The sequence below is a fragment of the Micromonospora sp. WMMD558 genome, from assembly GCF_049315255.1.
Taxonomy (GTDB): domain Bacteria; phylum Actinomycetota; class Actinomycetes; order Mycobacteriales; family Micromonosporaceae; genus Micromonospora.
Map to the genome: position 1 here is coordinate 2,246,124 of NZ_CP186061.1, position 24,311 is coordinate 2,270,434.

General features: G+C 70.5%; 25 protein-coding genes, 4 tRNA genes and 1 pseudogene. 25 read left to right on the plus strand and 5 right to left on the minus strand.

Translation table 11 applies throughout. The features are described from left to right. Positions 1-92 precede the first annotated feature (92 nt). The 4 genes from ACN26Y_RS10950 (at position 93) to ACN26Y_RS10965 (ending at position 5,768) form a co-directional block, all read left to right on the plus strand. Entirely contained in the window at positions 93-1,619 is a 1,527-nt protein-coding gene (locus tag ACN26Y_RS10950) for a complex I subunit 4 family protein (protein WP_366598231.1), read from the plus strand. A 212-nt stretch (positions 1,620-1,831) separates the two neighbouring features. After that, the gene (locus tag ACN26Y_RS10955) at positions 1,832-3,364 is read left to right on the plus strand and encodes an NADH-quinone oxidoreductase subunit N (RefSeq protein WP_155334030.1); all 1,533 of its coding nucleotides are present in this window, start codon (positions 1,832-1,834) and stop codon (positions 3,362-3,364) included. Between the two features lie 131 nt (positions 3,365-3,495). Then, positions 3,496-4,368 (plus strand): zinc metalloprotease HtpX, encoded by an 873-nt coding sequence (gene htpX, locus ACN26Y_RS10960; protein WP_366598232.1) that lies wholly within the window; start codon positions 3,496-3,498, stop codon positions 4,366-4,368. A gap of 140 nt (positions 4,369-4,508) precedes the next feature. After that, positions 4,509-5,768: an MFS transporter gene (locus ACN26Y_RS10965; RefSeq protein ID WP_155330200.1), complete on the plus strand. Its 1,260-nt coding sequence runs from the start codon at positions 4,509-4,511 to the stop codon at positions 5,766-5,768. A 28-nt stretch (positions 5,769-5,796) separates the two neighbouring features. Here ACN26Y_RS10965 and ACN26Y_RS10970 read toward each other — a convergent pair. The 3 genes and pseudogenes from ACN26Y_RS10970 to ACN26Y_RS10980 all read right to left on the minus strand — a co-directional run. After that, a pseudogene (locus tag ACN26Y_RS10970) lies at positions 5,797-5,895 on the minus strand (DUF1275 domain-containing protein); the annotation flags it as partial. 1 nt (position 5,896) lies between these two features. Next, positions 5,897-6,448, minus strand: coding sequence for a hypothetical protein (locus ACN26Y_RS10975; RefSeq protein WP_155330201.1), 552 nt, complete (start codon positions 6,446-6,448; stop codon positions 5,897-5,899). After that, entirely contained in the window at positions 6,445-6,939 is a 495-nt protein-coding gene (locus ACN26Y_RS10980; RefSeq protein WP_155330202.1) for a SigE family RNA polymerase sigma factor, read from the minus strand. The genes ACN26Y_RS10975 and ACN26Y_RS10980 overlap by 4 nt, the downstream gene beginning before the upstream one ends. Before the next feature lie 125 nt (positions 6,940-7,064). On the opposite strand from ACN26Y_RS10980, the gene ACN26Y_RS10985 reads away from it, so the two are divergent. Then, a complete protein-coding gene (locus ACN26Y_RS10985) occupies positions 7,065-7,526 on the plus strand; it encodes a GNAT family N-acetyltransferase (protein WP_230688955.1) in 462 nt (153 codons plus the stop codon). A 469-nt stretch (positions 7,527-7,995) separates the two neighbouring features. After that, complete coding sequence (locus ACN26Y_RS10990) at positions 7,996-8,496, plus strand: PH domain-containing protein (protein ID WP_230688956.1); 501 nt, start codon at positions 7,996-7,998, stop codon at positions 8,494-8,496. An 82-nt stretch (positions 8,497-8,578) separates the two neighbouring features. Here the strand turns inward: ACN26Y_RS10990 and ACN26Y_RS10995 are convergent, their stop codons facing one another. Further along, positions 8,579-9,073: a YajQ family cyclic di-GMP-binding protein gene (locus ACN26Y_RS10995; RefSeq protein ID WP_155330204.1), complete on the minus strand. Its 495-nt coding sequence runs from the start codon at positions 9,071-9,073 to the stop codon at positions 8,579-8,581. 147 nt (positions 9,074-9,220) lie between these two features. Between ACN26Y_RS10995 and ACN26Y_RS11000 the strand changes: the two genes are divergently transcribed. Then, a tRNA-Tyr gene (locus ACN26Y_RS11000) sits at positions 9,221-9,304 on the plus strand. Positions 9,305-9,549: 245 nt separating this feature from the next. Then, a complete protein-coding gene (locus tag ACN26Y_RS11005; protein ID WP_155330205.1) occupies positions 9,550-9,939 on the plus strand; it encodes a hypothetical protein in 390 nt (129 codons plus the stop codon). Positions 9,940-10,473: 534 nt separating this feature from the next. Here the strand turns inward: ACN26Y_RS11005 and ACN26Y_RS11010 are convergent. Beyond that, positions 10,474-11,391 carry a LysR family transcriptional regulator gene (locus ACN26Y_RS11010; protein ID WP_230688957.1) on the minus strand — a complete coding sequence of 306 codons (918 nt, stop codon included), beginning with the start codon at positions 11,389-11,391 and terminating at the stop codon, positions 10,474-10,476. A gap of 73 nt (positions 11,392-11,464) precedes the next feature. Here ACN26Y_RS11010 and ACN26Y_RS11015 point away from each other — a divergent pair, with 73 nt between their 5' ends. The 17 genes from ACN26Y_RS11015 to rplA all read left to right on the plus strand — a co-directional run bounded on the left by ACN26Y_RS11015 (position 11,465) and on the right by rplA (position 23,953). Next, positions 11,465-12,478 carry a Gfo/Idh/MocA family protein gene (locus ACN26Y_RS11015; RefSeq protein WP_422734684.1) on the plus strand — a complete coding sequence of 338 codons (1,014 nt, stop codon included), beginning with the start codon at positions 11,465-11,467 and terminating at the stop codon, positions 12,476-12,478. After that, entirely contained in the window at positions 12,460-13,422 is a 963-nt protein-coding gene (locus ACN26Y_RS11020) for a quinone oxidoreductase family protein (RefSeq protein ID WP_155330208.1), read from the plus strand. The genes ACN26Y_RS11015 and ACN26Y_RS11020 overlap by 19 nt, the downstream gene beginning before the upstream one ends. 264 nt (positions 13,423-13,686) lie before the next feature. Further along, positions 13,687-14,313: a GNAT family N-acetyltransferase gene (locus tag ACN26Y_RS11025; protein WP_422734685.1), complete on the plus strand. Its 627-nt coding sequence runs from the start codon at positions 13,687-13,689 to the stop codon at positions 14,311-14,313. A gap of 141 nt (positions 14,314-14,454) precedes the next feature. Further along, complete coding sequence (locus ACN26Y_RS11030) at positions 14,455-14,688, plus strand: hypothetical protein (protein ID WP_422734686.1); 234 nt, start codon at positions 14,455-14,457, stop codon at positions 14,686-14,688. Between the two features lie 299 nt (positions 14,689-14,987). Further along, a complete protein-coding gene (locus tag ACN26Y_RS11035; RefSeq protein ID WP_155330211.1) occupies positions 14,988-16,175 on the plus strand; it encodes an epoxide hydrolase family protein in 1,188 nt (395 codons plus the stop codon). Between the two features lie 542 nt (positions 16,176-16,717). After that, positions 16,718-16,861, plus strand: a complete 144-nt coding sequence (locus ACN26Y_RS11040) for a hypothetical protein (protein WP_196255836.1) — start codon at positions 16,718-16,720, stop codon at positions 16,859-16,861. A gap of 49 nt (positions 16,862-16,910) precedes the next feature. Further along, positions 16,911-19,439, plus strand: coding sequence for a putative bifunctional diguanylate cyclase/phosphodiesterase (locus ACN26Y_RS11045; protein ID WP_155330212.1), 2,529 nt, complete (start codon positions 16,911-16,913; stop codon positions 19,437-19,439). Positions 19,440-19,531: 92 nt separating this feature from the next. Then, a tRNA-Thr gene (locus ACN26Y_RS11050) sits at positions 19,532-19,604 on the plus strand. Between the two features lie 25 nt (positions 19,605-19,629). Further along, positions 19,630-19,702 (plus strand) — tRNA-Met (locus ACN26Y_RS11055). Positions 19,703-19,832: 130 nt separating this feature from the next. After that, positions 19,833-20,000, plus strand: coding sequence for a 50S ribosomal protein L33 (rpmG, locus tag ACN26Y_RS11060; protein ID WP_007073056.1), 168 nt, complete (start codon positions 19,833-19,835; stop codon positions 19,998-20,000). Between the two features lie 126 nt (positions 20,001-20,126). Further along, positions 20,127-20,573, plus strand: a complete 447-nt coding sequence (locus ACN26Y_RS11065; RefSeq protein ID WP_155330213.1) for a MaoC family dehydratase N-terminal domain-containing protein — start codon at positions 20,127-20,129, stop codon at positions 20,571-20,573. A gap of 1 nt (position 20,574) precedes the next feature. Further along, positions 20,575-20,967 (plus strand): MaoC family dehydratase, encoded by a 393-nt coding sequence (locus tag ACN26Y_RS11070; RefSeq protein WP_155330214.1) that lies wholly within the window; start codon positions 20,575-20,577, stop codon positions 20,965-20,967. Between the two features lie 128 nt (positions 20,968-21,095). Then, positions 21,096-21,168 (plus strand) — tRNA-Trp (locus tag ACN26Y_RS11075). A gap of 215 nt (positions 21,169-21,383) precedes the next feature. Continuing rightward, complete coding sequence (gene secE / locus ACN26Y_RS11080) at positions 21,384-21,776, plus strand: preprotein translocase subunit SecE (RefSeq protein WP_422734687.1); 393 nt, start codon at positions 21,384-21,386, stop codon at positions 21,774-21,776. Between the two features lie 38 nt (positions 21,777-21,814). Beyond that, a complete protein-coding gene (gene nusG / locus ACN26Y_RS11085; RefSeq protein WP_155330216.1) occupies positions 21,815-22,537 on the plus strand; it encodes a transcription termination/antitermination protein NusG in 723 nt (240 codons plus the stop codon). Positions 22,538-22,720: 183 nt separating this feature from the next. Continuing rightward, positions 22,721-23,152 (plus strand): 50S ribosomal protein L11, encoded by a 432-nt coding sequence (gene rplK, locus ACN26Y_RS11090; RefSeq protein WP_155330217.1) that lies wholly within the window; start codon positions 22,721-22,723, stop codon positions 23,150-23,152. An 84-nt stretch (positions 23,153-23,236) separates the two neighbouring features. Then, complete coding sequence (gene rplA / locus ACN26Y_RS11095; RefSeq protein ID WP_155330218.1) at positions 23,237-23,953, plus strand: 50S ribosomal protein L1; 717 nt, start codon at positions 23,237-23,239, stop codon at positions 23,951-23,953. The last annotated feature ends 358 nt before the right edge of the window (positions 23,954-24,311 follow it).

A 24,311-nucleotide genomic window follows, 5' to 3' on the forward strand; every position in this document is an offset into this window, starting at 1 on the left:
GCGAGCCCCGCAGTCGCGAACTGAGGTGGCACCGTGAGCGCGAGGAGTGAGCCGGGGTTGCGGGCCCCGCAGTCGCGAACGAAGGTGGCGCGGTGATCCTCGGTGAGTTCCTGCTGGTCGCGGTGCTGGCGGTGCCGGCGCTCGGCGCGGCCGCGGTGGCGGCGATCCCGCACGACCGGGCGGCCCGGGTGGTCGGCGTGGTGGCCGCCGCGCTGACCCTGCTCGCGGCGGTGCCGCTGCCCGTCGGCCGCGAACGCGGCTGGTTCGCCTACGCGCCGCTGCCGCCCTCGCCGGAGGCCGCGGTGGCCATCCACCCGTGGCACCAGGTCGACGCGCCCTGGGTGCCCGGTCTGGACCTGCGCTTTCACCTCGGCGTCGACGGGATCTCCTGGCCACTGGTGGTGCTGACCGCGCTGCTCACCCTGCTCTGCTGCTACTACACCCTCTGGAAGGTGCCGGAGGGCGGCAGCGGCCGGGCCCTGGTCGCGCTGCTGCTGGTGATCGAGGTCGGCATCCTCGGCACCTTCCTCGCCTTCGACCTGGTGCTGTTCTTCGTCTTCTTCGAGGTCGTCCTCCTGCCCATGTACGCGGTCATCGCCGGCTGGGGCGGGCCGGACCGGCGGCGGGCGGCGCGGAAGTTTGCCCTCTACACCCTGTTCGGTTCGGTACTGCTGCTGGTCGGCGTCTTCGTGGTGGTCGCCGCCACCGGCACGGCGGACCTCCTGGCGCTCACCGGCAGCGCCGGGATGTCCCGGGGCACGCAGCTCGCCGCGTTCACGCTGCTGGCGCTCGCCTTCGCGGTGAAGAGTCCGCTGTGGCCGCTGCACTCCTGGCTGCCCGACGCGCACACCCAGGCACCCACCGTCGGCAGCGTCATCCTCGCCGGGGTCCTGCTGAAGATGGGCACGTACGGGCTGATCCGCATCGCGGTCGGTGTCGCGCCCGAGGGCGCCCGCTGGGCCGCGCCGGTGCTCGGGGTGCTCGCCGTCGCGGCGATCCTGGTCGGCGGGCTGGTCTGCCTGGCGCAGACCGAGCTGAAGCGGCTGATCGCGTACTCCAGCGTCGGGCACATGGGCTTCGTGCTGCTCGGGATCGCCACGCTCACCGCCACCGGTCTCCAGGCGGCCCTGATCGGCAACGTCGCGCACGGCGTGATCACCGGCCTGTTGTTCTTCCTGGCCGGTGCCGTCAAGGACCGTACGCACACCGGCGACCTGGGCGACCTGTCCGGGCTGCGGGAGACCGCTCCCCGGCTGGCCGGGCTGCTCGGCTTCGCCGCCGTCGCCTCGCTCGGGCTGCCCGGGCTCGCCGGCTTCTGGGGGGAGGCGTTCGCCGTGGTGGCCGCGGTGCAGGTCGGTGGGGCGCTGTGGACCACGCTCGCCGCTCTCGCGGCGGTCGGCGGGGCGCTCACCGCCGCGTACTTCCTCCGGTTGCTGCGTCAGGTCACCCACGGGCGGCCCAGTCCCGCCGTCGCGCGGCTCACCCCGGGCCTGGCCGGCGCGGAGCTGGCCGCCTGGGCGCCGCTGGTGCTTCTCGCGCTCGCCGTCGGCCTCGCCCCGACGCTGGTGCTCGGCGTCGCCGAGGCCCCGGTCACCGCCCTGTTGGAGGTCCTTCCGTGAGCGCGAGGAGTGAGCTCGCGAGCCCCGCAGTCGCGAACATCGCGGACACCGTGAGCGCGAGGAGTGAGCTCGCGAGCCCCGCAGTCGCGAACATCGCGGACACCGTGAGCGCGAGGAGTGAGCTCGCGAGCCCCGCAGTCGCGAACATCGCGGACACCGTGAGCGCGAGGATTGAGCTCGCGAGCCCCGCGGTGGCGAACATCGCGGAGACCGTGAGCGTGGTGCAGAGCGTCGACAACGTGGCGCTGCTCCCGGCGTACCTGGCCGCCGGCACCGCCGTGCTGGTGCTGCTCGCCGACCTGCTGGTCGCCCGCACGCGGGTCACCGTGGCGGCCGCCGCGCTGGGCGCCACCGCCACGGTGGTCGGTGCCGTGCTCGTCGGGTCCGGTGGTGAGCGCCGCACGTTCTGCGTGGGCTCCGACTGCTCGTACGTCTTCGGCGGCCGGGCCGCCCTGGTCGCCGTGGTCGTCGCGCTGCTCACCCTCGGGGTGCTCGGCTTGTCCGGGCCGCTGCTGCGGGCCGGGACGTCGCCGGCCGGGGAGTACTGTTTCCTGCTCGCCGCGTCGATGACCGGGGGCGTGGTGCTCGGGGCGGCGGGTGACCTGATCACCCTGGTCGTGGCCCTGGAGACCCTGACCCTGCCGCTGTACGTCCTGGTCGGGCTGCGGTGGGGGAGCCTGGCCAGCATCGAGGCGGCGGTGACGTTCTTCGTGGTGAGCGTGGTGGCGACCACGCTCACGCTGCTCGGCGCGGCCCTGCTCTACGCGGCCACCGGGGCGCTGCACCTCGGGCGGCTCGGGGCGCTGTTCGCGGAGCGGCCGGAGCTGCTGGACCTGCCGCTGACCACCGCCGCCGTCGCCCTGGTCGTGCTGGGGCTGGCGTTCAAGGTGGCGGCGGTGCCGTTCCACGCCTGGGCGCCCGCCACGTACGACGGCGCGCCGCTGCCGGTGGCCGCGTACCTGTCGACGGCCTCGAAGCTCGGCGGGGTGGTGGCCCTGCTGGCCGTGGTGCAGCGCGCGCTGCCGGCGGAGGTCACCGGCCCGGTGCTCGCCCTGCTCGCGGTGCTCACGATGACCGTGGGCAACCTGGTGGCGCTGCGTCAGCGGCGCACCGTCCGGCTGCTCGCCTGGTCGTCGGTGGCCCAGGCCGGTTACGTCCTCGCCCCGCTCGGCGCGCTGGCCCTGGCCGCGGGCCGCACCGACGACGCCCGGGCCGTCGCGTACGCGGCCGCCGTCGCGTACGCCGTCTTCTTCGTGGTCCTGGAGCTGGGGGCCTTCGCGGCCGTCGTGGCGCTGCGCCCGTCCGGCGCGGACGGCGGCACGCTCGACGACCTGCGTGGCGCGGCCCGCCGGCGGCCCTGGCCGGCGGTGGCGCTTGCGCTGGCGCTGGTCGGCCTCGCCGGGCTGCCGCCGGGGCTGGCGGGGCTGTTCGCGAAGGTGACCGTGGTCCGGTCGCTGCTCGACGGCGGCGCCGGCTGGCTCGCCCTGGTGGTGGCGGTCAACGCGGTGATCGGTCTCGCCTACTACCTGAAGGTTGCCGCCGCGCTCTGGGCCGAGCCGGTGCCCGTCGCCGGTCCGTCGGCCGGGTCGGCGCCCGGCGAGCGGGTGACGCCCGACCCCTCGCCGGCCGATTCGGCACCGGCCGGGCGGGCCTGGGCGGTGGCGGCGGTGCTGGCGGTAGCGACGGCGGCGGCCCTGGTGCTCGGCGTCGCGCCGCAGCTCGTCCTCGACCTCGCCGCCCGCTGACCCGGCGCGGCCGGCGGCCGCACCGGGCGCGCTCCCAGCCATTTCACAGCCATACGACGGATGGTTGACGGGTACCGGTGGTGTTGAACCGGTCAGCGGATCCCCTCGATCCGCGCACCGAAGGAGTGATCGTGCACCACAACCGTCTGAAGACCGCCGCGCTGCTCGGCCTGCTCACCGCGTTGATCCTGGCGGTGGGCTACTGGTTCGGCGGCAGTGGCGGCCTGGTCATCGCCGTCGTCCTCTCGCTGGTGATGAACGGCGTCAGCTACTTCTTCTCCGACAAGCTCGCGTTGCGCGCGATGCGGGCGCAACCGGTCAGCGAGGCACAGTTCCCCGAGCTGTACCGGATGGTGCGGGAACTGGCCACCGAGGCCCGGCAGCCGATGCCGCGCCTGTACGTGAGCCCGACGTCCCAGCCCAACGCGTTCGCGACCGGTCGTAACCCGCAGAACGCCGCTGTCTGCGTCACGCAGGGGATCGTCGAGATCCTCGACTACCGCGAGCTGCGCGGTGTGATCGGGCACGAACTGTCGCACGTCTACAACCGCGACATCCTCATCTCCAGCGTGGCGGCCGGCCTGGCCGGCATCATCACCGCGCTGGCGAACCTGGCGTTCTTCATCCCCCTCGGCGGCGGGGACGACGAGGACGCCCCGAACCCGGCGGTCCTGCTGCTGACCATCATCCTGGGCCCGATCGCGGCCACGCTGATCCAGCTCGCGATCAGCCGCAGCCGGGAGTTCCAGGCGGACGCCTCCGGCGCCCAGCTCACCCGGGACCCCCTGGCGCTGGCCAGCGCCCTCAAGAAGATCCACCGGGGGACGCAGCTGCGACCGCTGCCGCCGCAGGGTCAGCTCACCAGCACCGCCCACCTGATGATCGACAACCCGTTCAAGGGCGGGGGTGTGGCGGCGCTCTTCTCCACCCACCCCCGGATGGAGGAGCGGGTCGCCCGGCTGGAGCGGATGGCCGCCAGTTCGGGCCCGGTCCAGTACCGCTGATCCACCGACATTCCGCACCCCGCGTCCGCACCGGGCGCGGGGTGCGGCCGGGTCCGGGGTAGGCGATAACACGTTTCTCGTCAGGCTCGCCGGCGTTAGGGTCGAGACGGCTCCCACTCATTACATTCCGGAGGTCGACCGTGGCCGCACTGCGCCAGTACCTGGGCGTCTGGCGGATCCCCGGTGCGCCGATGCTGCTGGTCACCGGCATCCTCGGTCGGCTCGGGATCGGCATGACGCCGCTGGCGCTGCTGCTCGTCGTCGAGCAGGTCACCGGCCGCTACTCCCTCGCCGCCGTCGCCGGCGGCATCTACGCCCTGTCCGGTGCCGCGCTCAGTCCGGTCGCCGGGCGGATCGCCGACCGGGTCGGCCCGGGCCCGGTGCTGCTCGGTACCGCCGTCGCCCACCCGCTGGCCCTGCTCGCGCTGCTCTGGGCGGCCCGCACCGAGTCGGTCGGCCTCGCCGTCGTCTTCGTCGCCGCCGGCCTGGCGGGCGCCACCTACCCCCCGTTGACGGCCGCGATCCGGGGCGCCTGGAACGACCTGACCGCACCGGCCACCGGCCGGTGGCACCTGCGCAACACCGCCCTAGCGGCCGAGACCACCCTGTTCGAGCTGGTCTTCGTGCTCGGCCCGCTGCTGGTCGCCGGGTTCGTGCTGCTCGCCGACGCCGGCGCCGCCCTGATCGGCGCTGCCGTGGTGACCTTCGCCGGCACCACCGCCGTGGCACTCGGCCGGGTCATGCGCGGCTGGCGGCCGCACCCGAGCGAGCACCGCACCAGAGGGCTCGGCCCGCTGCGCGTCGCCGGCTTCCCCGCCCTGCTGGTCTGCGTGGCGAGCCTCGGCATCGCCTTCGGCGCGGCGGGCGTCATCGTGCCGGCCTTCGCCACCGACTACACCGCCGACGACCCGGACAGCCTCGCCGGCCTCCTCCTGGCCGTCTGGGGCATCGGCAGCGCCCTCGGCGGCCTGTGGTTCGGCACGCGCCGCCCGGCGAGCGCCATGAGCCGGCAGTTCGCCCTGCTCCTCGCGGCCGTCGCGGCCAGCTTCGCCGTGTTCGCGGTGATGCCCACCCCGGCCGCGCTGGGCACCGCCCTGGTGATCGGCGGGGCCACCATCGCGCCCGCGCTCACCCTGGAGAACACCCTGGTCGGGCGGATCTCGCCGACCAGCATGCTGAACGAGGCGTACACCTGGGTGGTGACCATGTCGGTCGGCGCGAGCGCGGCCGGTGGCGCGGTCGCCGGCCTGATCGTCGACCACGCCGGCGGCGTGCCCTGGGCGTTCCTGTTCGCGGGGGCGGCCGTCGCCGTCGGGGCCGTGGTCGCGGGCCTGCCCGCCGGCCCCGTCGCCCGCGCGGAGGCCGACGCGGTACGCACCGAGCAGCCCGTCCCCGCGTGACCCGCGCCGGTACGGGTACACCATCCGGATGTTCGTCTTCTTCTCGAACCGGATCGGCTGCCTGGGCTCGCTGCTCATCAGCGCGGTCCTCACGGTGATCCTGCTGCTCGTCTTCGCCACCTGAGCGGTCAGTCCTGGATGACCTCCGGCTCGGTGCACTCGTCGAACATCACGACCGCAACGGAGAGAACCGGGTCCGTGCAAACCAAGCGGTACACCTCGCGTGGGCCGAAATCGTCCTCTCGCGTGTCGACGACGACAGTGACATGCTCGTCCCCGCCCGTCGTGTACGACTTGCGGATGGGGTCGCCTTCGGTGGTGGGACGGGTCTCGGCGAGCCTTGCCGGCCGCCCGTCCAGGACGGCCTCGCGTAGACAGTTGAGGGCGGACACCGGTAGGTGCTCACCCTGGCCGAGGTCGAACGTGCCGCAGTCCACTGCCACCGCCGGTGTCGCGGGAGGCGTTGTGGCGGGCACCCCGGGGGACCGGTCCGGCCGGAGTCCGGCGACGAGGGTCGTCCCCAGCGCGGCCACCGCCAAACCCACGCCGGCGGCGGCCCGTCGGCGGGCACGGCGGGCGTGTCCCCGAGCGACCGCGTTAGCGGTCAACGACGCCACGTCCACCTCCCCCGTGGCGCGCTCCCGCAGGGTCTCGCTGATGCGCTGTTCGATGTCGGTCATGGCCGGCTCCTCGGGATCTGGAGGGCGTCGAAGCGGGCGCGGAGGCTGGCGATTCCTCGCATGGCGTGGGTGCGTACGGTCACCGGCGAGCAGTCGAGGATGTCGGCGATCCGGGTGTCGTCCAGGTCCTCGTAGTACCGCAGCACCAGCACAGCCCGCTGGCGGTCGGGCAGCGCCACGATCAGTCGCCAGATCTCGTCCCGGGCGGCGGTGTCGCCACCGATGTCCTCCCGCCGAGCCGTCTCGGTGACAGCGGCGACGCTGACCTCGTGGCTGGCCCGGCGGCGCCACCAGCTGATGTTCGCATTGACCAGCATTCGGCGGATGTAGACGTCCGGATCGTCGACACGGTTTATCCGACGCCAGCGGGCCCACGCCCTGGCCAGCACCTCCTGAACCAGGTCTTCAGCCCGGTGCGGGTCGCCGGTCAGCAACCGGGCCAGTCGGACCAGCGCAGACCCGCGGCTGGCCACGTACTCCTCGAACGTCACACCCATAGGACGCCGTGACGGCCGGCCGTGTTGACAGGTGCGGGTGGAAATGTGAGCGCACCCCCGCCCGGCCCGATTAGCATCGACCGCCGGTACGGCGGCGGAGGCGGTGCGCGGTGGAACTGATGGCGTTCGGATCGCCGCATGCGGCGAGCGTGGCCGGCTGGGCCCGGTCGGCCGAGGAGACACGGCGCTGGTGCTCCCGGGACGAGGTGACACCCGAGGTGGTCGCCGGCTGGTCCGCCGCCCCCGACGTGGTCGCGTACGTCGCCGTCGTCGACGGTGAGCCGGTCGCGTACGGCGAGCTGTGGCTCGACGACGAGGAGGCCGAGGTCGAGTTGGCGCGCCTGATCGTCGCGCCCGCGTACCGCGGTCGGGGGCTCGGCCGGGAACTGGTCGGCCGCCTGACCGCGGCGGCCCTCCGCCACCACCCGGCCGTGTTCATGAGGGTGCACCCGGACAACGAGCCGGCGCTGCGCTGCTACGCCGGCGCGGGGTTCGTGCCGGTGCCCGCCGAGCAGGCCGCGGAGTGGAACGCCGGGCAGCCGGTCCCGTACGTCTGGCTCCGCCACGCGGACGGCGCCTGACCGCTCAGCCGGCTCCGGTCATCTCCGGCCCCGCACCGACGCCACCCGGCAACCGTGCGAGCGCGGCTGCCGGTCCGATGACGTAGCGCAGGGCGATCGCTCGGTATGGCGCCCATTGCAGGCTGGGGGCGCGGGACCATTGCCGTGCCGTCCGGGCGCCGGGCCGTAGGGGGCGCTGTGCCGTCCGCGGCTCGCGTGAGGTCGGACAGGTGCGCCCCCCGGGGTGGGGGGTGGGTGTCGTCGTCCTCGGCGGGCTGCTCCCCGAGTGGCGGCAACTCCACACCCGGCCTGGGTAATGCGGGAAGGGGTAGTCGCAGCCGGATCCTGGATCGAAAAGGACAAACCTCATGCGTGGTGAGCGCTGACCCGTGCGGCGAGGTCAGGCCCACTGAGCTCGGGGCGTCGGCGGCTGGATCCGGGCTGCGATCATGGTCATGTGCTGTCCTGGACCCGGCCGTACGACGATCGGATGCGTCTCTTCACCGGCACACTCGCGGTGCTCGGTACGGTGCTCTTCGCGTTCATCGCCTTCGGGATGGCCGCCCGCTGGCGGCAGGTTCCGTCGGATGTGGCGTTGGCCTTCACCGGATTTGCGGCGGTATGGCTCACCTTCGCATGGCGGCTTCACCGCACCGCCCTCGTGGTGAGCCGATCGGGGGTTCGGGTGCGCTGGCTGTGGCGAACGCGCACCGTCCCGTGGGAGCAGATTCGAGGGTTCCACAGCGGTCCCGATTGGCTGGTTCCGGAACGGCTCTGGCTGCGGCTCCGCGACGGAACCAAGGTTCGGACGCCGGTTCGGAGACGCCGCACCACCGTCTACCGCCTTCGCGACGGCGGCACGGCTCTCGCGTCTGAACGCTACGAAGAGCTGTTTGCCGATCTCGAAAGATGGAAAGCGGAGGTTGCTCGTCAAGCCCACCCGGCAGTCGGTCGCGCTGGCCGTCACCAGGCCGGCAGAGGCCCGTCGTGACGACCAACAACGACCACAGCTGACGACATCTGCTCAGGTGGCCAGGCGTGTTCGACCAGACCACCAGGCTGGCGAAGTGTCCTTACCGGTAGTTGGTGAACTGGAGCGCAACTCCGAAGTCCTCGCCCTTCAGCATGGCGATGACCGCCTGCAGGTCGTCCTTCTTCTTTCCGGTGACCCGGAGCTGGTCACCCTGGATCTGCGCCTGCACGCCCTTCGGGCCCTCGTCGCGGATCTTCTTGCTGATCGCCTTGGCCTTGTCCGAGTCGATGCCCTGGATGACCTTCGCGTCGATCTTGAAGACCTTGCCCGACGGCCGCGGGTCGCCGGCGTCCAGTGACTTGAGCGAGATGTTCCGCTTGACCAGCTTCTCCTTGAAGACGTCGAGCGCCGCCCGCACGCGCTCCTCGGTCTCCGCCTGGAGACTGACCGCCTCCTCACCCGACCAGGAGATCTCGGCGCCGGTGCCCCGGAAGTCGAACCGCGTCGCGAGCTCCTTCTCGGCCTGCCGGAGGGCGTTGTCGACCTCCTGGCGGTCGACCTTGCTCACGATGTCGAACGACGGGTTGGCTGCCATGCTGATGCTCCTGTTGTCCGGGCGGTCTGTCCTGTTCCGTGTACCACTGACCAGCGGTACGACCCCTGACGGTACCCGGTTGCACCAGCGCCGGGGGGAGCCGCTATCCTTGCTTCCGCTGCCGCGTCACGACGCGGCGGGTGCCCTGGCGGGTTGCCCGAGCGGCCAATGGGAGCGGACTGTAAATCCGTCGCGAAAGCTACAGAGGTTCGAATCCTCTACCCGCCACCAGGGAACGGCAAGGCCCTTGACCTGCGGAAACGTAGGTCAGGGGCCTTCGTCGTCTCCCGTCGCAGTTGACCGCCCCTACCCCTGATCGACTGACAGATCGGGCACGCAACGGGCACGGCCTGGAGGTCATCTTGGCGAAGTGGTGGGAACTGGCAATCCCAGTCGCCGGTACCCTGCTGGGCGCGGCCGTTGGCTCTGGTTCGCAGCTACTCCTGCGGAGGCGGCAGGAGCGGCACGAGCGAGCGATGCGCTTCGTGGATGAGAAGCTACGGGTATACAGCCGGGTTCTGACCTTGCAGGGGGAACTCGCCGCCGTGGAGCTCACCGCTACTGCTGCCATCAAAGCGGCTGAGCAGTACGACGACGTGGACGTCGCAGGGCTTCAAGATCCCGACGAACGCCGCGCTGCCCAAGCAGCGTTCGACAGGGCTGCGCGGGAATCACGCGAGGCGTATGAGCTGTCGGCGGAGTTAGTCCGGCTGGTCGACGCACTCCGAATCTGGGCGCCTCGGCCGGTCACAGAGGCGGCTGCGGCGTTGCGCAAGGCTCACCTGGAATCGTCACAGGCCGAGGTAGGGCGTGCGAGTGAGTTGCTGGTGAAGGCGATTCGCAATGACTTGATGATTGGCGACTGACACCTGAGCGGATCTCCTCGTCGGGCAGTCGTAGACCGTCCAGCCTCCCCTGGCGGGGACAAGGTGGAGCGTCCGGCTGGACGAACGACCTTGGCCCCGTCAGGTGAGGCTGGTAGCCCTTGTGGTGCCCGGCGAGGAGATCCGCGGCTGATCTCTGAGGAGGGCCGGGTTCGGGGCGGAGCCCCCGAGGTCTTCTTGGTCCTGATCGCTCGCCAGTGTGGCCGGCCGGCCCGGCCGATGCCGGCCGAAGGTCGCCAGCAGGCCGGGGCCGGGCACACCTACCTGGCTATGGTGTCCGGCAGCCGGTGTCGTACTCCGCTTGATGCGTCACATCGGGGCTTCACTTGATGCGTGACACGATGCCCTGGCTCGATGGCTACCCACTGTCGCGAAGCGGCCGGAGAGGCCCGGCGCATCCGCTTCTGGCGATGTGGGCGCGCCGGCCCCGTTGGTCAACGCAGCAAAGGCGACGTGATTTCAGTGCGATGGTCGGCACTGGCGGTGGCTGGAGGATGAAATGTGATAGTTGCGTCCTCAGCGGCGGTCGCGGCGTTGTTCATCGATACAGGTCGTCAGGAGCCTGAGGATCGTGACGAGGAGAGGCGAATGCTGGGCGCCTTCGGGTACAGCGGCGAAGATTTGTCGTTGCGGCCTTGGCTCGCTGAGTGCACGGATGGTGACCGCGGCCGGCAGGTCCCGCTGGGCGAGCCTGGGGATCAGCGCTACGCCGTGCCCGTGCGCGACCAGCTGAGCGAGTGCCTGCCAGTCATTCGTCCGGTGCGCGACGTTCGGGGTGAACCCCGCCGCCGCGCAGGCCGTGGTGGTGATGGCGCCGCAGCAGCCTTCTCCGTTACCGGTGATCCAGACGTCCTCTTCGACGTCCTTCAGCGTCAGCGTTTCCGCTGCGCACATGGGGTGGTTCCGCGGGAGCGCGAGGTCGAGTTCGTCTGGGCCGAGGTCGATGCGGTGGTAGCGCGGGTCGCCCGCGGCCGGAGAACCGGTGAAGTTGACGGCGAGCGCGACGTCGTAGCGCCCCGCGTCGAGCCCGTCGAACAGCGCCGGCGGTTCGGCTTCGCACAACAGGATTCTGACGTTGGGAATCTCGTGGCGGGCGCGGTCGAGGAGGAATGGGAGAAGTCCGGTGATTGCGGTGGAGAACGCGCCGATCGTGATGGTGCCGCGATCGCTGTCGTTCCACGAATCGAGTTCGTGGCGTGCACGCTCGATCGCAGCGAAGACGGTGTCGGCGTGAGCGAGTAGCGCTTGCCCCCGCGGGGTGAGTACCACCCGCCGGCCGACGGGTTGGAGTACGTCGAAGCCGACGTCTCGGGCGATCCTGGCGACCTGCTGGGACACCGCGGACGGGGTGAGGTGCAGTGCTTCGGCGGTGGCGGCGATGCTTCCGCGTTCCCGGAACTCTCGTAGTACGCGAAGTCGCCGCAGGTCATCCATGAAGTTGACGCTTAACGGTTTCATTCGCAGAGTTTAGCTTGACGTTACGCGTAATGCTGTCGAGGCTAGATTCATGCAATCTTGGGCAGGCGAGCGACCTGCGATCCGCCTCGGTATCTTAGGACTGGGTGCGATGGGCACCGAAATGATGGCCTCGGCGGTCACGCTTCCCGATTTCGCAGTTGTGTGCGCGTACGACGTTAGCCCTGCCGCCGTTGACCGTGCGCGGACGAGGCACCCGGACGTTTCGTTTGCCGCCAGCGCACAGGAGGTTGTGGAGTCTTCGAGCGTCGATGCCGTCTACATCGCCACTCCGCCAATGTTCCATGCGGAGGCGGCGATCGCTGCGATGCGGGCCGGTAAGGCTGTCTTCTGCGAGAAGCCGCTGGCGATCAGCTTGGCCGATGGGCGGCGGATGGTCGCGGCGGCAGCCGAGTGGGGGGTCGCCGCAGCGGTGAACTTCGCGCTGTCGGACCGCAATGCCGTACTGCACCTTGAGCGGAGCCTGGCAGAGGGCGAGGTCGGCGAGGTCAGAGGGATCGAGGTTCGGTTATCCTTTCCGCGGTGGCCGCGGGACTTCCAGGCGGACGCGGCATGGCTCGCCGGCCGGGATCAGGGTGGGTTGGTTCGCGAGGTCTTGTCGCACTTCGTGTACCTGACCGATCGCCTGTTGGGCCCGCTCGATCCGGTCGAGGTCGGTGTCGACTTTCCGCTCGCCGATCCGCACGCGAGCGAGGTCGCCGCGCGTGGGTTCCTGCGTGCGGGCGGCGTGCCCGTTTATGTGTCGGCCTTCTCCGGCGTCGCCGGGCCCGAACTATACGAATGGATCCTATGGGGAACGCGTCGCTCGTACCTGCTCCGCAACTGGGGCGAGCTGCTCGCGTCCGAAGGTGGCGAATGGAAAACGGTGCATCTGACGCAACCACGGGGATCCGAGACGACCCGGCTTTCGCTGTTCGCCGACGCCGTTCGGGGTGGAAACCCGCGTTACCTTGCGGACTTCGCCACAGCCCTGAGGGTGCAAGAGGTAGTTGAAGCCTTCCATCACACCAACGTCGTGAGGCAGCGGTGCGAGCCGTCGAGGTGACCCGCTATGGCGAGCCGAGCGTGCTCACCCTGACGGAGCGTGAGCCGGATCCTCTGCCGGCCGGGCACGTTCGGGTGCACGTGGCCGCTGTCGGAGTCAACTTCATCGACGTGTACCAGCGCACCGGCGCCTATCCACGGCCACTGCCGTTCGTGTTGGGGGGTGAGGGCGCGGGGCGGGTCGTCGAGATCGGGCCCCAGGTCACCGGCTTCGAGATCGGCCAGCGGGTGGCATGGCAGGGTGTTCCCGGCTCCTACGCCGAGCAGGTGGTCGCGCCGGTGTGGCAGCTGATTCCGGTGCCAGACGGCGTGAGCGACGAGCAGGCCGCCGCCCTCCCGATGCAGGGGCTGACCGCGCACTACCTCGCGACCACTTCCTACCGGATCCAGCCGGGCGATCACGTCGTCATCCACGCCGGCGCGGGTGGCGTCGGGCTGTTGCTGACGCAGCTTGCGAAGCTGTTGGGCGCCAAGGTCTATACCACGGTGTCCACGAAGGAAAAAGCGGAGCTGTCCTTGGCCGCGGGCGCTGACGAGGTTGTCGGGTACGCCGACTTCGATCAGGTTGTGCGTCGCGGCACGAGCGGACTTGGTGCCGCCGCGGCCTATGACGGTGTCGGGCGGGCCACCTTCGAGAAGTCCCTCAGCGTGCTTGCCGTTCGCGGGTCGCTGGTGCTCTTCGGCCAGTCCAGCGGGCCGGTCCCGCCATTCGACCTGGCCCGGCTCGGTCAGTCGGGATCGCTGACCGTCACCAGACCGACATTGCGGGACTTCGTCGCTACGCCAGCCGAGTTACTCAGACGGTCGTCCGAGTTGTGGAGATGGTTGAGTGACGGGCGGCTTGAGGTGCATATCGGCCGCACGTTCCGTTTGACCGAGGCGTCGCTGGCGCACGAGGAGCTGCAAGCGCGCCGTACAACGGGGAAGGTCTTGCTGCTCCCGTGACTGATCGGTTTTTGAAGTCGCGCCGCGCGATGTAGGTCAGCGCGTCAGCCAAAGCAACGCGCACATCTGCCGTTGACCGCGCGCCTCTGATAAACCGCCGGAGCCTGACCGCGACGGTCGGGCGTACCCACATGTGGCGCCCTAGCCGAATCATGTCCTGGCACGAGAGCCGGCCTCGTCCTGGTGTCGGCGGTCGGCCGACTGGAGGTGGTTCGGCCCTGCGTCAGCGCGTACCAGGCCCGCATTTCGTAGGCCCAGCCCGAGATGGCAGCGTTGCCGGCTTCCTCGCCCAGCCCTCGGATGAGCGTGGGACTGGTGGAGGATGACGCGATGAGTGCCGAGTCGGTTGAGGCGCTGGCCAGAACAGAACGCCTCGTGCTGCGGAAGGTCCGGGCGCACGACCTACCGGTGCTTGGGCGGATGTGGCAGGACCCGGTGATGCGGCGCTACCTCGGCGGCCCGGTGTCTGACGAGGTGGCGGCCGAACGGCGTGCGGGTGACCCCACGGGCGGGCTGATGGTGACGAGGAGTTCTGGAGAGATCGTCGGCTGGTGCCACCTCGGCCGGTACCGGACGGGGGACTTGGAACTGTCGTACATCTTCCTGCCGGAGTGGTGGGGACGTGGTTACGCCCGGGAGGGGTGCACGGCGGCCATCGGTCTTGCCTTCGACCGGTTCCCGGACGCCTCCCGGCTGGTCGCCGTCACGCAGGAGGCGAATCGTCGATCGGTCTGCCTCCTGGAAGCCCTCGGCATGGTCCGGGTCGACACCTTCGAGGAGTTCGGCGCGCGCCAGGTGATGTACGCGATCGACCGCCAGCGGGCAGCGTCGGGGGCGGGGGCAGATCATCGGCACCTGGACGCGGAAGCGTCGCGCGACGGCGAGAAGTAGCAGCTCAGCGCGGCTGTCCAGACCAAGATCGCAGACGCCCTTCAAATCCCTCGCGAAAGCTATCCGCTTTCGTCGGCATCCGTGCGCCGTTGTGACTTCGGGAGACTCTGCCCCCTTGTCAATCGAACCTAGACTCAATGCATGAAGCGTCTGCGTCTCCGGGTGGTGGCGCAGCTTGTCGGGTTCCTGCTCTGGCTTGCGTCAGGTGCCGGATTGTGGTTGGGCTGGCCCGATGAGATCACGTCGCTACTGCTCGCCGCAGGGCTGCTTGTGTCTAATGGTTCGATCGTCATCGCAACTCGGCGAGAAAGAGAATTCAAGCCACCGAAGACTGCGGAAGAGGTTCTGAGGTGGTATCCGAAGTGGTGGGCCTGACCGCCTTCCCGCGGATCTTCTTGGGGTATGTGTCCACCGCGATGCACGAGGATGCGACCGGAGTAGACGTACCTGATTCGGGCGTCCCTGAAGGCTGTGGGCAGCTTGGCTCTGCGGCTGGTGACGACCGCCGCCGAGCACGCCCGCGCTCTCCACGAGAAGTCGGTGAGCTGGTCCCCACCGGCCCCGGGCGCAAAATCGCGTTTTGGTCCGCCGGTTGCCCGGCCGCTGGGAAACTGGGCCGTGTCAGCCCCGCCGGCGCCCGGGCGCCGGTCGAACCGATCCGGCAGGTGGAGAGCATGTCCAACGACGAGATCCGTCCCTTCCGGCTCGACACGCCGGAGGAAGCAATCGCCGACCTGCGTCGCCGGGTCGCGGCCACGCGCTGGCCTTCCCGAGAGCTGGTGAACGATCGCTCCCAGGGTGTGCAGCTGGCGACGGTCCAGGAACTGGCCCGCTACTGGACGACCGATCACGACTGGCGCGCCTTCGAGTCGAAGCTCAACTCCCTGCCGCAGTTCACGACCGACATCGACGGCGTCGAGATCCACTTCATCCACGTGCGGTCGCAGCACGAGAACGCCCTGCCGCTGATCATGACGCACGGCTGGCCGGGCTCGGTCGTCGAACTGCTCGGGACCGTCGGCCCGCTCACCGACCCGACCGCGTACGGCGGGCGGGCCGAGGACGCCTTCCACCTGGTGCTGCCGTCCCTGCCCGGCTACGGCTTCTCCGGGCAGCCGACCGAGCTCGGCTGGGAGAACGGCCGCATCGCGGGCGCGTGGGCGGAGCTGATGAAGCGCCTCGGCTACCCGCGCTACGTCGCCCAGGGGGGCGACGTGGGCGCCGCTGTCACGGACGCGATGGGCCGCCAGGCGCCCGAGGGGCTGCTCGGCATCCACGTCAACCTGCTCGCCGGGGCGCTCGGATTCAAGGACCAACTGCCGGCTGAGTCCGAGCAGGAACGCGTGGCGCTCGAGGCGCTCAACACGTTCACGACGGACGGCTTCGGCTACTTCCTGGAGCAGCAGACGCGGCCGCAGACGATCGGCTACTCCCTGCTGGATTCACCCGTGGGGTTGGCGGCGTGGATGCTCGACCACGACACGGACAGCTACTACAAGATGGCCCGCGCGTTCGTCGACGGGCAGCCGACGGGCGGCCTCACCCGGGACACCATCGTCGACAACATCACCCTGTACTGGCTGACCGGCACCGGCGCCTCGGCCGCCCGGTGGTACTGGGAGTTCGGACGCTTCCTGGCCGCGGCCCAGGCGTCCGGCCAGGCTCCTCCGCCGGTCTCGGTTCCGGTCGGCTTCACGACGTTCCCCGGCGAGATCTGGGCTGCCCCGCGCAGCTGGGTCGAGACGGCCTACCCCGGCGTCGCCTACTTCAACGAGGTCGACAGGGGCGGCCATTTCCCCGCCTGGGAGGAGCCCGACCTGTTCGCGAACGAGGTGCGGGCCGCGTTCCGGCCGCTGCGGTGATCCTGAGCCCGCTCCCGTTCGCGCAGGTAGCCTCGCCGCACGCCCGCCTACCAGCGGCGGTTCATCAAGAGTGAGGCGGTTGGCACGCACCATCGGACGGGTCCGTCACAGCGTCGTGGGGCTTGCTGGGGATTTGCGCGAGCGACCGACCCGTCGCCCGCCCCGGCTGACCCGCCCGGACGGCTCGGCCCAGGCGGTTCCGTCCGATCCGCCCTGTCGAAGCTCCGCTCCCGGGCGATGCGTCTGTATAGTGACCGATGTCGTTGAACTGGTCGGGTCGACCACGAGGGCGGCATCCCCCGTGGCTGGTCGCCCTGCGCCCATGCAATTTGCACCAGAAGTCGTATTCGGCGGACAGTGAAGCGGCGCGCACGGTGCGACACCGCTGAGCAGGCTTCCGGTGGAGACGGTCCGAGCCGAACGGTGCGAGCTCGCAAACGGTCGGCCCAGGCGGGCTATCTGCGCTTTCCTGCGTCCGTGCCATGTGGCACGATCGTGGGCACCTTCACCATCCCTGGCACCTTTTCCTGACAGGAGCAAACATGTCTGGTCGAAATTTGGGCCGGCTGCTTGGCTCGCTTCTCGTACTGGCCGCGCTCGTGGGCGGCAGCTTCGTCGGTGACCTCTGGGGCCTGGGGGACGCGCAGACGATGGACATCATCTGGAACATGCCGGCGCCGCGCTGACCCGTCCGTCCCGTGAGGTGAACCAGCAGCGTCGGCGAGGGGGCGTGGCATGGCGGGTCGAGGCCGTACCGGTCCCCGCCCGACGGAGTACGCCTGGTTGATCACCGGGCCGATGGCGCTACTCGCCGTCGTCTGCTCGACGGTCGTCGGTCTCGTCGCGCCGGAGCCCTTCGCGGGCCTGCCACTGGCGGCGGTGCTGCTCGTCACCATGGTGGCCGGCGGGATCCCGGTGCTGAACTTCACCGTCCGGCGGCAGTCCATCGGCGTGACGCTCACCGAGATACCGCTCGTGCTCGCGTTCTACCTCGTCGGGCCGCTGGCGGTGGTGACGATCTACACGCTCGCGGCGGTCATCACGCACATCCGGCACCGGTTCGGCCCCACCAAGTTCTGGTTCAACGTGGCCCGCGCCGCCGCCGGTGCGTCCCTCGCCGTCCTCGTCCTGCAGGCGCTCCCGCCGGTGCGGGGAGTCGGCCCCGGCACCTGGCTGACCCTCTTCGCGGCGGCCAGCATGGTCATCCTGGTGAGCATCACCTCCGTGGCCGGCGTGCACACGCTCCTGCAGGGCTGGCAGGCCGGCCGGGAGGCCCTCCGGAAGTCCCCGCCGGCGCTCCTCGCCGTAGCCATCAACATCGCCAGCGGCCTGGTCGTCCTCATCCTGGTCGCCACCACCTGGTGGTCGTTGCTGCTGCTCGCCGGGCTCATCCTCGCGCTGGCCCTGGTCTACCGCGCGTACGCGCAGTTCTTCCGGCAGCACCGCACGCTCTCCGACATGTACGACCTCAGCCGCGCGGTGGGTGAGAGCGGCCAGGACGGGACCCTGCCGGACGCGCTGCTCGGCCGCGTCCGGGCGCTGATGCAGGCGGAGTACGCCACCCTCTGGCTGCCCGCTCAGGGGCGGCATCCGGAGGTGCTGCTCACGGCCCGGAACGACGACCAGAGCCTGCTCGATCTCGCCCGGACTCCCGCCGCGCTCCGGGAACGGGCCCGCGCGGAGGGCCGTACCGTCGCCATCGGCCGCAGCCTGACCACGGACCTGGACCTGCGCGGCGTCGTGGCGGCGCACCGGGTGAAGGACGTGATCGTGCTTCCGCTCCGGTCCGGCCAGGCGGTGATCGGGACCCTGGAGGTGGCCAACCGGCTGGGCGACAGCAACAACTTCGCCCGCACGGACATCACGTTGTTCGAGACGGTCGCCGCCCACGCGGCGGTGGCGCTGGAGAATTCGCGTCTGGTCGACCGGCTGCGCCACGACGCGCACCACGACACCCTTACCCGGCTGCCCAACCGGCGGCGGATCACCGCGGCGCTCGACGAGGCGGTCAAGATCCGGGCTCCGGGCGAGGTCGTGGCGCTGCTGCTGTTCGACGTCGAGCGGTTGCGGCAGGTCAACGAGTCGCTGGGGCACGCGGCCGGGGACAAGGTCCTCGTCGAGGTCGCCGACCGGCTGCGCGCGTGCGCGCCGTCGTCCGCGCTGGTGGGCCGCGCGGGCGGTGACGAGTTCCTGGTGACGCTCCGGCTGGAGAGCGCCGACGCCGCACTGGAGATGGCGGCGCGGATGCGCGACCAGATCCGGGACCAGATGATGTTCGACGCGCTCACCCTCGACGTCGACACCGCGGTGGGCGTCGCCGTCCACCCGGATCACGGCAGCGACGCGGCCATCCTGCTGCAACGGGTCGACCTAGCGGCCACGGCGGCCAAGTCCGTGCCGGGCAGCGTCCAGTTGTTCAACGCGGCCCTGGAGTCCCGGTCGCTGCGCCGCCTCGGCCTCGCCGGCGACCTGCGGCGGGCGCTGGACGACGGGGAGCTCGAGGTCTACTTCCAGCCGAAGGTCACCCTGCGGGACCGCCGGCTGGTCGGCGTCGAGTGCCTGGCCCGGTGGGATGATCCGGCGCACGGGACGGTCTCGCCGGAGGACTTCGTGGCGGTCGCGGAGCACACCGGCCAGCTGGGCCGGCTCACCGAGTTCGTGCTCCGGGAGGGCCTGCGGCGCAGTCGGGACTGGGCGCACGGGGGCCACCCGCTCTCCGTCGCGGTCAACCTCTCTCCGCGTACGCTGACCGACCCGCACTTCCCGGCCCGGGTGGGCGAGCTGCTCGACGAGTACGGCGTGCCGCCGCAGCGGCTCACGCTGGAGATCCGGGAGTCCGGGGTGCTGGACGGCACGGACCGCCCGATACCGACCCTGCGCCGCCTGCGGGACCTGGGCGTACGTCTCTCGGTGGACGACTTCGGCACCGGTGACTCATCGCTGGCGCACCTGCGGCGGCTCCCGGTGCACGAGGTGAAGGTCGACCGCTCGTTCGTGCAGGGCATGGCCACCGACCCGGGCGACCTGGCGATCGTGAACGCCGTGGTCACGCTCTCCCAGCAGTTCGGGCTGGCCGTGGTGGCCGAGGGCGTGGAGAGCGAACTGACCCTGGAGCTCCTCCAGGACATCGGCTGCGAGATCGGCCAGGGTTTCCTGTTCAGCCGTCCGCTGCCGTACGAGCGCCTGGAGGCCTGGTTCGGCGCCCAGGTCGACCCCGAGGCGGTTCCCGCGGGGGAGCTGCCGCGCCTCCGGGTTGTGCCCTGAGCTGCGCACACGTGCCACCGGGGGATCCGATTTCACCTCGGCCAGCCGGCCGTGTACTCTTACCTCTGCGCGGCCACCGAGTGATCGCGCAGGCCCCCTTAGCTCAGTCGGCAGAGCGTCTCCATGGTAAGGAGAAGGTCTACGGTTCGATTCCGTAAGGGGGCTCAGAGGGTCCGGCTGGACCCGCCACGGCGGTGTAGCTCAGATGGCAGAGCAAGCGGCTCATAATCGCTGTGTCGCCGGTTCAAGTCCGGCCACCGCTACTCTCGTCCACCGGGCCGCTCCGGCGGTCGGTGGGATGGGCGCCACAGGCGCCCACTTTGCATGTGCGCGTAGTCAGCGCGTAGGCTGATGCGCCGTAGTTGTCACCATTAGCGAGGAAGGCACTCCGCCGTGGCGAAGGCGACCGATGTCCGGCCGAAGATCACTTTGGCGTGTGTGGAGTGCAAGGAGCGCAACTACATCACGCGCAAGAACCGTCGTAACGACCCGGACCGCATCGAGCTGAAGAAGTTCTGCCCGCGCGACGGCCGGCACACAGTCCACCGCGAGACCCGCTGACCTGCGGCCGGCCCCGCCGGCCCGGTCCCGAGCACGTCCGATCGCCGATCCGCCGGCCCCGGCGTGGCCCTGAGCCACCGCTAGCCGTGCGGATCGGCGATTGTGTTTCCCGTGTAGGTTCGCGACATGTCCCTGGACCCGTCCTTCGTCGGCCGGACGTACCCGCCGACCGCCCCCTACCAGGTGGGCCGAGAAAAGATCCGCGAGTTCGCGACGGCCATCGGTGCCAGCGACCCGGCCCACCACGACCCGGAGGCCGCCCGTGCGCTCGGCCACCCGGACGTGGTCGCGCCGCCGACCTTTCCGGTGGTGCTCACCATGGCCGCCAGCCGGCAGATCGTCGAGGACCCGGCCCTGGGCGTCGACTACAGCCGCGTCGTGCACGGCGACCAGCGGTTCGCGTACACCCGCCCGGTGGTCGCGGGCGACGAGCTGATCTGCGCCAACACCATCGAGGACGTCAGCAACCGCGGTGGGCACGGTTTCCTGACCACCCGGACCGAGGTCACCACGTCGGCCGGCGAGCCGGTGGTCACCGTCTGGTCGAAGATCGTCGTACGCGGGGAGGGCTGAGATGGATCTGCCGGCCAAGACGTTCCGGGTGACGCGCGCGGACCTGGTCCGCTACGCGGGCGCCTCGGGCGACTTCAACCCCATCCACTGGAGCGACCGGATCGCCACCAAGGTCGGGCTGCCCGGCGTGATCGCCCACGGCATGTTCACGATGGCGCTGGTCGGCCGGGCGGTGGCGGAGTGGGCCGGTGCCCCCGACGCGGTGGTCGACTACGGCGTCCGGTTCACCCGTCCGGTGGTGGTGCCGGACGACGACCAGGGCACCGAGATCGAGGTGACGGCGACCGTCCGCGAGGTCACCGAAGACGGCCTGACCAGGCTCGACATCACCGCCACCTGCCTGGGCGAGAAGGTGCTGTCGCAGGCGAAGGCGACCATCCGGACGCCCCGCTGAGCGATCTCGCGACGCGCGATGGGTGGACCGGTTGGGAAAGTCGTGGCACTACCCGTACACTGGTCCGCCGTGGGGCTCGTGACCCCTGCCTGGCCATGTGTGGCGGGGTGGGGTGATCGTCGCCGCACAGGGGTGTAGCTCAATTGGCAGAGCAGCGGTCTCCAAAACCGCAGGCTGCAGGTTCAAGTCCTGTCACCCCTGCGCCTCAGGCCTGACCGTTCCCGTGGGTCGCGCCGCCGTCCGGCGGCGTCCGGCCCGTGGTGGTGGTATCGGCGGGGTGGTTCCGAGGCACTCGGGGCCCTCCGGTTCGATCCGCCGGCCGCGGCCCGTCGCGGGACGGTCGGGCCGGCCGGCGTGACCAGGCGCCGCGCACGTCGCGACGGCGTGCGAACCGACATCCCGCGACGGAGGGCGAAGTGGCCGACAACAAGCGGCGCGGCGAGGACGCCGACGACGAGCGTCTGAACGACGAGTTCGACGCCGTCGGCGACGACGCCGAGGACGCCGAGGAGGCCGAGGAGCCGGTCTCCCGGGGTGGCACCGCGACCCGGTCGCGGGCCCGGGCGGAGTCGGCCGACCGGCCGAAGACCCGCACGGAGACCGAGAAGGTCGGGCCGTTCGGGCGCATCGCCCGATTCATCCGCGAGGTCGTCGCCGAACTGCGTAAGGTCATCTGGCCGACGCGCAAGGAGCTGCTGACCTACACCGCCGTGGTGGTCGCATTCGTTACGGTGGTTACCGCCCTCGTGGTCGGATTCGACTACGTGTTCGCGAAGGGCGTGTTGTGGGTCTTCGGCAACCCCAGCTGACCGGCGAGATCTGCCGATAGTGACGGAAGTGAGCGAGCGTGCCTGAGTACGACGAGACCGCCGGACCCGCGGACGAGCAGTCCACGGTCGCGACGGCGGCTGGTGACGAGTCGGTCGAGGCCGCCAGCGCGCCGGAGGCTCCCGCCAGCGGGGCCACCGAGGACGAGGAGTTCGATCCGGTCGCCGAGCTGCGCCAGAAGCTGCGCTACGCGCCGGGCGACTGGTACGTGGTGCACTCGTACGCCGGCTACGAGAACAAGGTCAAGACCAACCTCGAGACCCGGATCACGTCCCTCGACATGGAGGACTACATCTACCAGGTCGAGGTCCCGACCCGGGAAGAGGTCGAGGTCAAGAACGGCAAGCGGTCGCAGGTGCAGGCCAAGGTCTTCCCGGGCTACATCCTGGTCCGCATGGAGCTGACCGCGGAGTCGTACTCCTGCGTGCGCAACACGCCGGGCGTGACCGGCTTCGTGGGCGCCACCGACCGGGCCGACCGCCCGGCGCCGCTGAGCCTCGACGAGGTGCTCAAGTGGCTGGCGCCGGCCGTCGAGACCGAGCAGAAGAAGGCCAAGCCCGAGGTCAAGGTCCTCGACTTCGAGGTCGGCGACTCGGTCACCGTCACCGACGGGGCCTTCGCGTCCCTCCCGGCGACGATCAGCGAGATCAACGCGGACCAGCAGAAGCTCAAGGTGCTGGTGTCGATCTTCGGCCGGGAGACGCCGGTCGAGTTGAACTTCAACCAGGTCGCCAAGATCTGACATCCGGTACGCCGGCGGAGGGTGCAGCCCACCGCCGGCGTACGCGTTTCCAGCCTTCGCCGGACCTCGGCGGACCGGGTGGTGGAGCGCTGCGCTACCCTAGAACGTCGCCGTCTTCGCGGTGCGCTGACCGTGCGTGCCCGCAGCCGGTGCGAATCCCCGTTCCAAGTCCCAGGAAGAGACATGCCTCCGAAGAAGAAGCTCGTCAAGACGTTCACGCTTCAGCTGCCGGCGGGCCAGGCCACCCCGGCGCCGCCGGTCGGCCCCGCGCTCGGCCAGCACGGCGTGAACATCATGGAGTTCTGCAAGTCCTACAACGCGCAGACCGAGTCGCAGCGGGGCGACATCGTCCCCGCCGAGATCAGCGTCTACGAGGACCGCACGTTCACCTTCGTGCTGAAGACCCCGCCCGCCGCCCGGTTGCTGATCAAGGCCGCCGGTGTGCAGAAGGGTTCGGGCGTCCCGCACAAGGAGAAGGTCGGCCAGGTCACCCGCGCCCAGGTGCGTGAGATCGCCGAGAAGAAGATGGCGGACCTCAACGCCAACGACCTCGACCAGGCCGAGAAGATCATCGCCGGCACCGCCCGGTCGATGGGCCTGAACGTCGTCGACTGACCTTCGGCCGACACCGCGCCGAACCCGTTCGTGGGAGGGCACGCGAGCGCCGCTGCCCGCCAGAGACCACAGGAGTAACCACAGATGCAGCGCAGCAAGAACTACCGCAAGGCCGCCGAGGTCATCGACCGGTCCAAGCTCTACACCCCGGCCGAGGCCGTGAAGCTGGCCAAGGAGACCACCTCCGTCAAGTTCGACGCCACGGTCGAGGTCGCGATGCGCCTCGGCGTCGACCCCCGCAAGGCGGACCAGATGGTCCGCGGCACGGTCAACCTGCCGCACGGCACCGGTAAGACCGCCCGCGTGATCGTGTTCGCCGCCGGCGCGAAGGCCGAGGAGGCCGCCGCGGCCGGTGCGGACGAGGTGGGCACCGACGAGCTGGTCGCCCGGATCCAGGGCGGTTGGCTCGACTTCGACGCGGCGATCGCCACGCCGGACCAGATGGCCAAGATCGGTCGGATCGCGCGGATCCTGGGCCCGCGCGGTCTCATGCCGAACCCGAAGACCGGCACGGTGACCATGGACGTCGCCAAGGCCGTCTCGGACATCAAGGGCGGTAAGATCACCTTCCGGGTGGACAAGCACTCCAACCTGCACCTGATCATCGGCAAGGCCTCGTTCTCCGAGGCCCAGCTGATCGACAACTACGCGGCGGTCCTGGACGAGATCCTGCGGGCCAAGCCGTCCGCCGCCAAGGGCAAGTACCTGAAGAAGGTCACGCTCACCACCACCATGGGCCCGGGCGTCCCGATCGACCCGAACGTGGTGAAGAACCTGCAGGAGACCTCGGCCGAGAGCTGAGCACGACTGCCCCGACGGGGCCCCGCCACGATGTGGCGGGGCCCCGTCCGTCTGTCCGTCCGGGCGCTGGCGGGCCCGCTCCCCGGACCGACCGGTGTTGCTGACGGGCGGGGCGCAGGCCTGGGCGACGGTGGCGCTCGTCGGGTACGCCCACGGGAACCGGCGCGCCTGAGGGCCGCGTCGGGGGGTGAGCGGGCGCACTGCGGGGGCGATTTGGCGGTCACGGTGGGTGTCGCGTAACCTTGTCGCGTAGTTCCACCCAGAGACCGCTGGTCACCGTGCTTCGGCACGGTCGAAGGTCCCGCTACCGACGGGCGACCCGCGTAGGGCGGCAAGCGAAACCGGCTTCTGCACGTGG

Bases quoted from the DNA above. Each gene is read 5' to 3' on its own strand.
- ACN26Y_RS10975 (WP_155330201.1), bottom strand. From the start codon at position 6,448: ATGACCGACATCGAACAGCGCATCAGCGAGACCCTGCGGGAGCGCGCC.
- ACN26Y_RS10990 (WP_230688956.1), top strand. From the start codon at position 7,996: ATGCGTCTCTTCACCGGCACACTCGCGGTGCTCGGTACGGTGCTCTTC.
- ACN26Y_RS11015 (WP_422734684.1), top strand. From the start codon at position 11,465: ATGCAATCTTGGGCAGGCGAGCGACCTGCGATCCGCCTCGGTATCTTA.
- ACN26Y_RS10995 (WP_155330204.1), bottom strand. From the start codon at position 9,073: ATGGCAGCCAACCCGTCGTTCGACATCGTGAGCAAGGTCGACCGCCAG.
- ACN26Y_RS11040 (WP_196255836.1), top strand. From the start codon at position 16,718: ATGTCTGGTCGAAATTTGGGCCGGCTGCTTGGCTCGCTTCTCGTACTG.
- ACN26Y_RS11070 (WP_155330214.1), top strand. From the start codon at position 20,575: ATGGATCTGCCGGCCAAGACGTTCCGGGTGACGCGCGCGGACCTGGTC.
- rplK (WP_155330217.1), top strand. From the start codon at position 22,721: ATGCCTCCGAAGAAGAAGCTCGTCAAGACGTTCACGCTTCAGCTGCCG.
- ACN26Y_RS11025 (WP_422734685.1), top strand. From the start codon at position 13,687: ATGGCAGCGTTGCCGGCTTCCTCGCCCAGCCCTCGGATGAGCGTGGGA.
- ACN26Y_RS11005 (WP_155330205.1), top strand. From the start codon at position 9,550: ATGCGCTTCGTGGATGAGAAGCTACGGGTATACAGCCGGGTTCTGACC.
- ACN26Y_RS11035 (WP_155330211.1), top strand. From the start codon at position 14,988: ATGTCCAACGACGAGATCCGTCCCTTCCGGCTCGACACGCCGGAGGAA.
- rplA (WP_155330218.1), top strand. From the start codon at position 23,237: ATGCAGCGCAGCAAGAACTACCGCAAGGCCGCCGAGGTCATCGACCGG.
- ACN26Y_RS11030 (WP_422734686.1), top strand. From the start codon at position 14,455: ATGAAGCGTCTGCGTCTCCGGGTGGTGGCGCAGCTTGTCGGGTTCCTG.
- ACN26Y_RS11010 (WP_230688957.1), bottom strand. From the start codon at position 11,391: ATGGATGACCTGCGGCGACTTCGCGTACTACGAGAGTTCCGGGAACGC.
- ACN26Y_RS11045 (WP_155330212.1), top strand. From the start codon at position 16,911: ATGGCGGGTCGAGGCCGTACCGGTCCCCGCCCGACGGAGTACGCCTGG.
- ACN26Y_RS11065 (WP_155330213.1), top strand. From the start codon at position 20,127: ATGTCCCTGGACCCGTCCTTCGTCGGCCGGACGTACCCGCCGACCGCC.
- ACN26Y_RS10985 (WP_230688955.1), top strand. From the start codon at position 7,065: ATGGCGTTCGGATCGCCGCATGCGGCGAGCGTGGCCGGCTGGGCCCGG.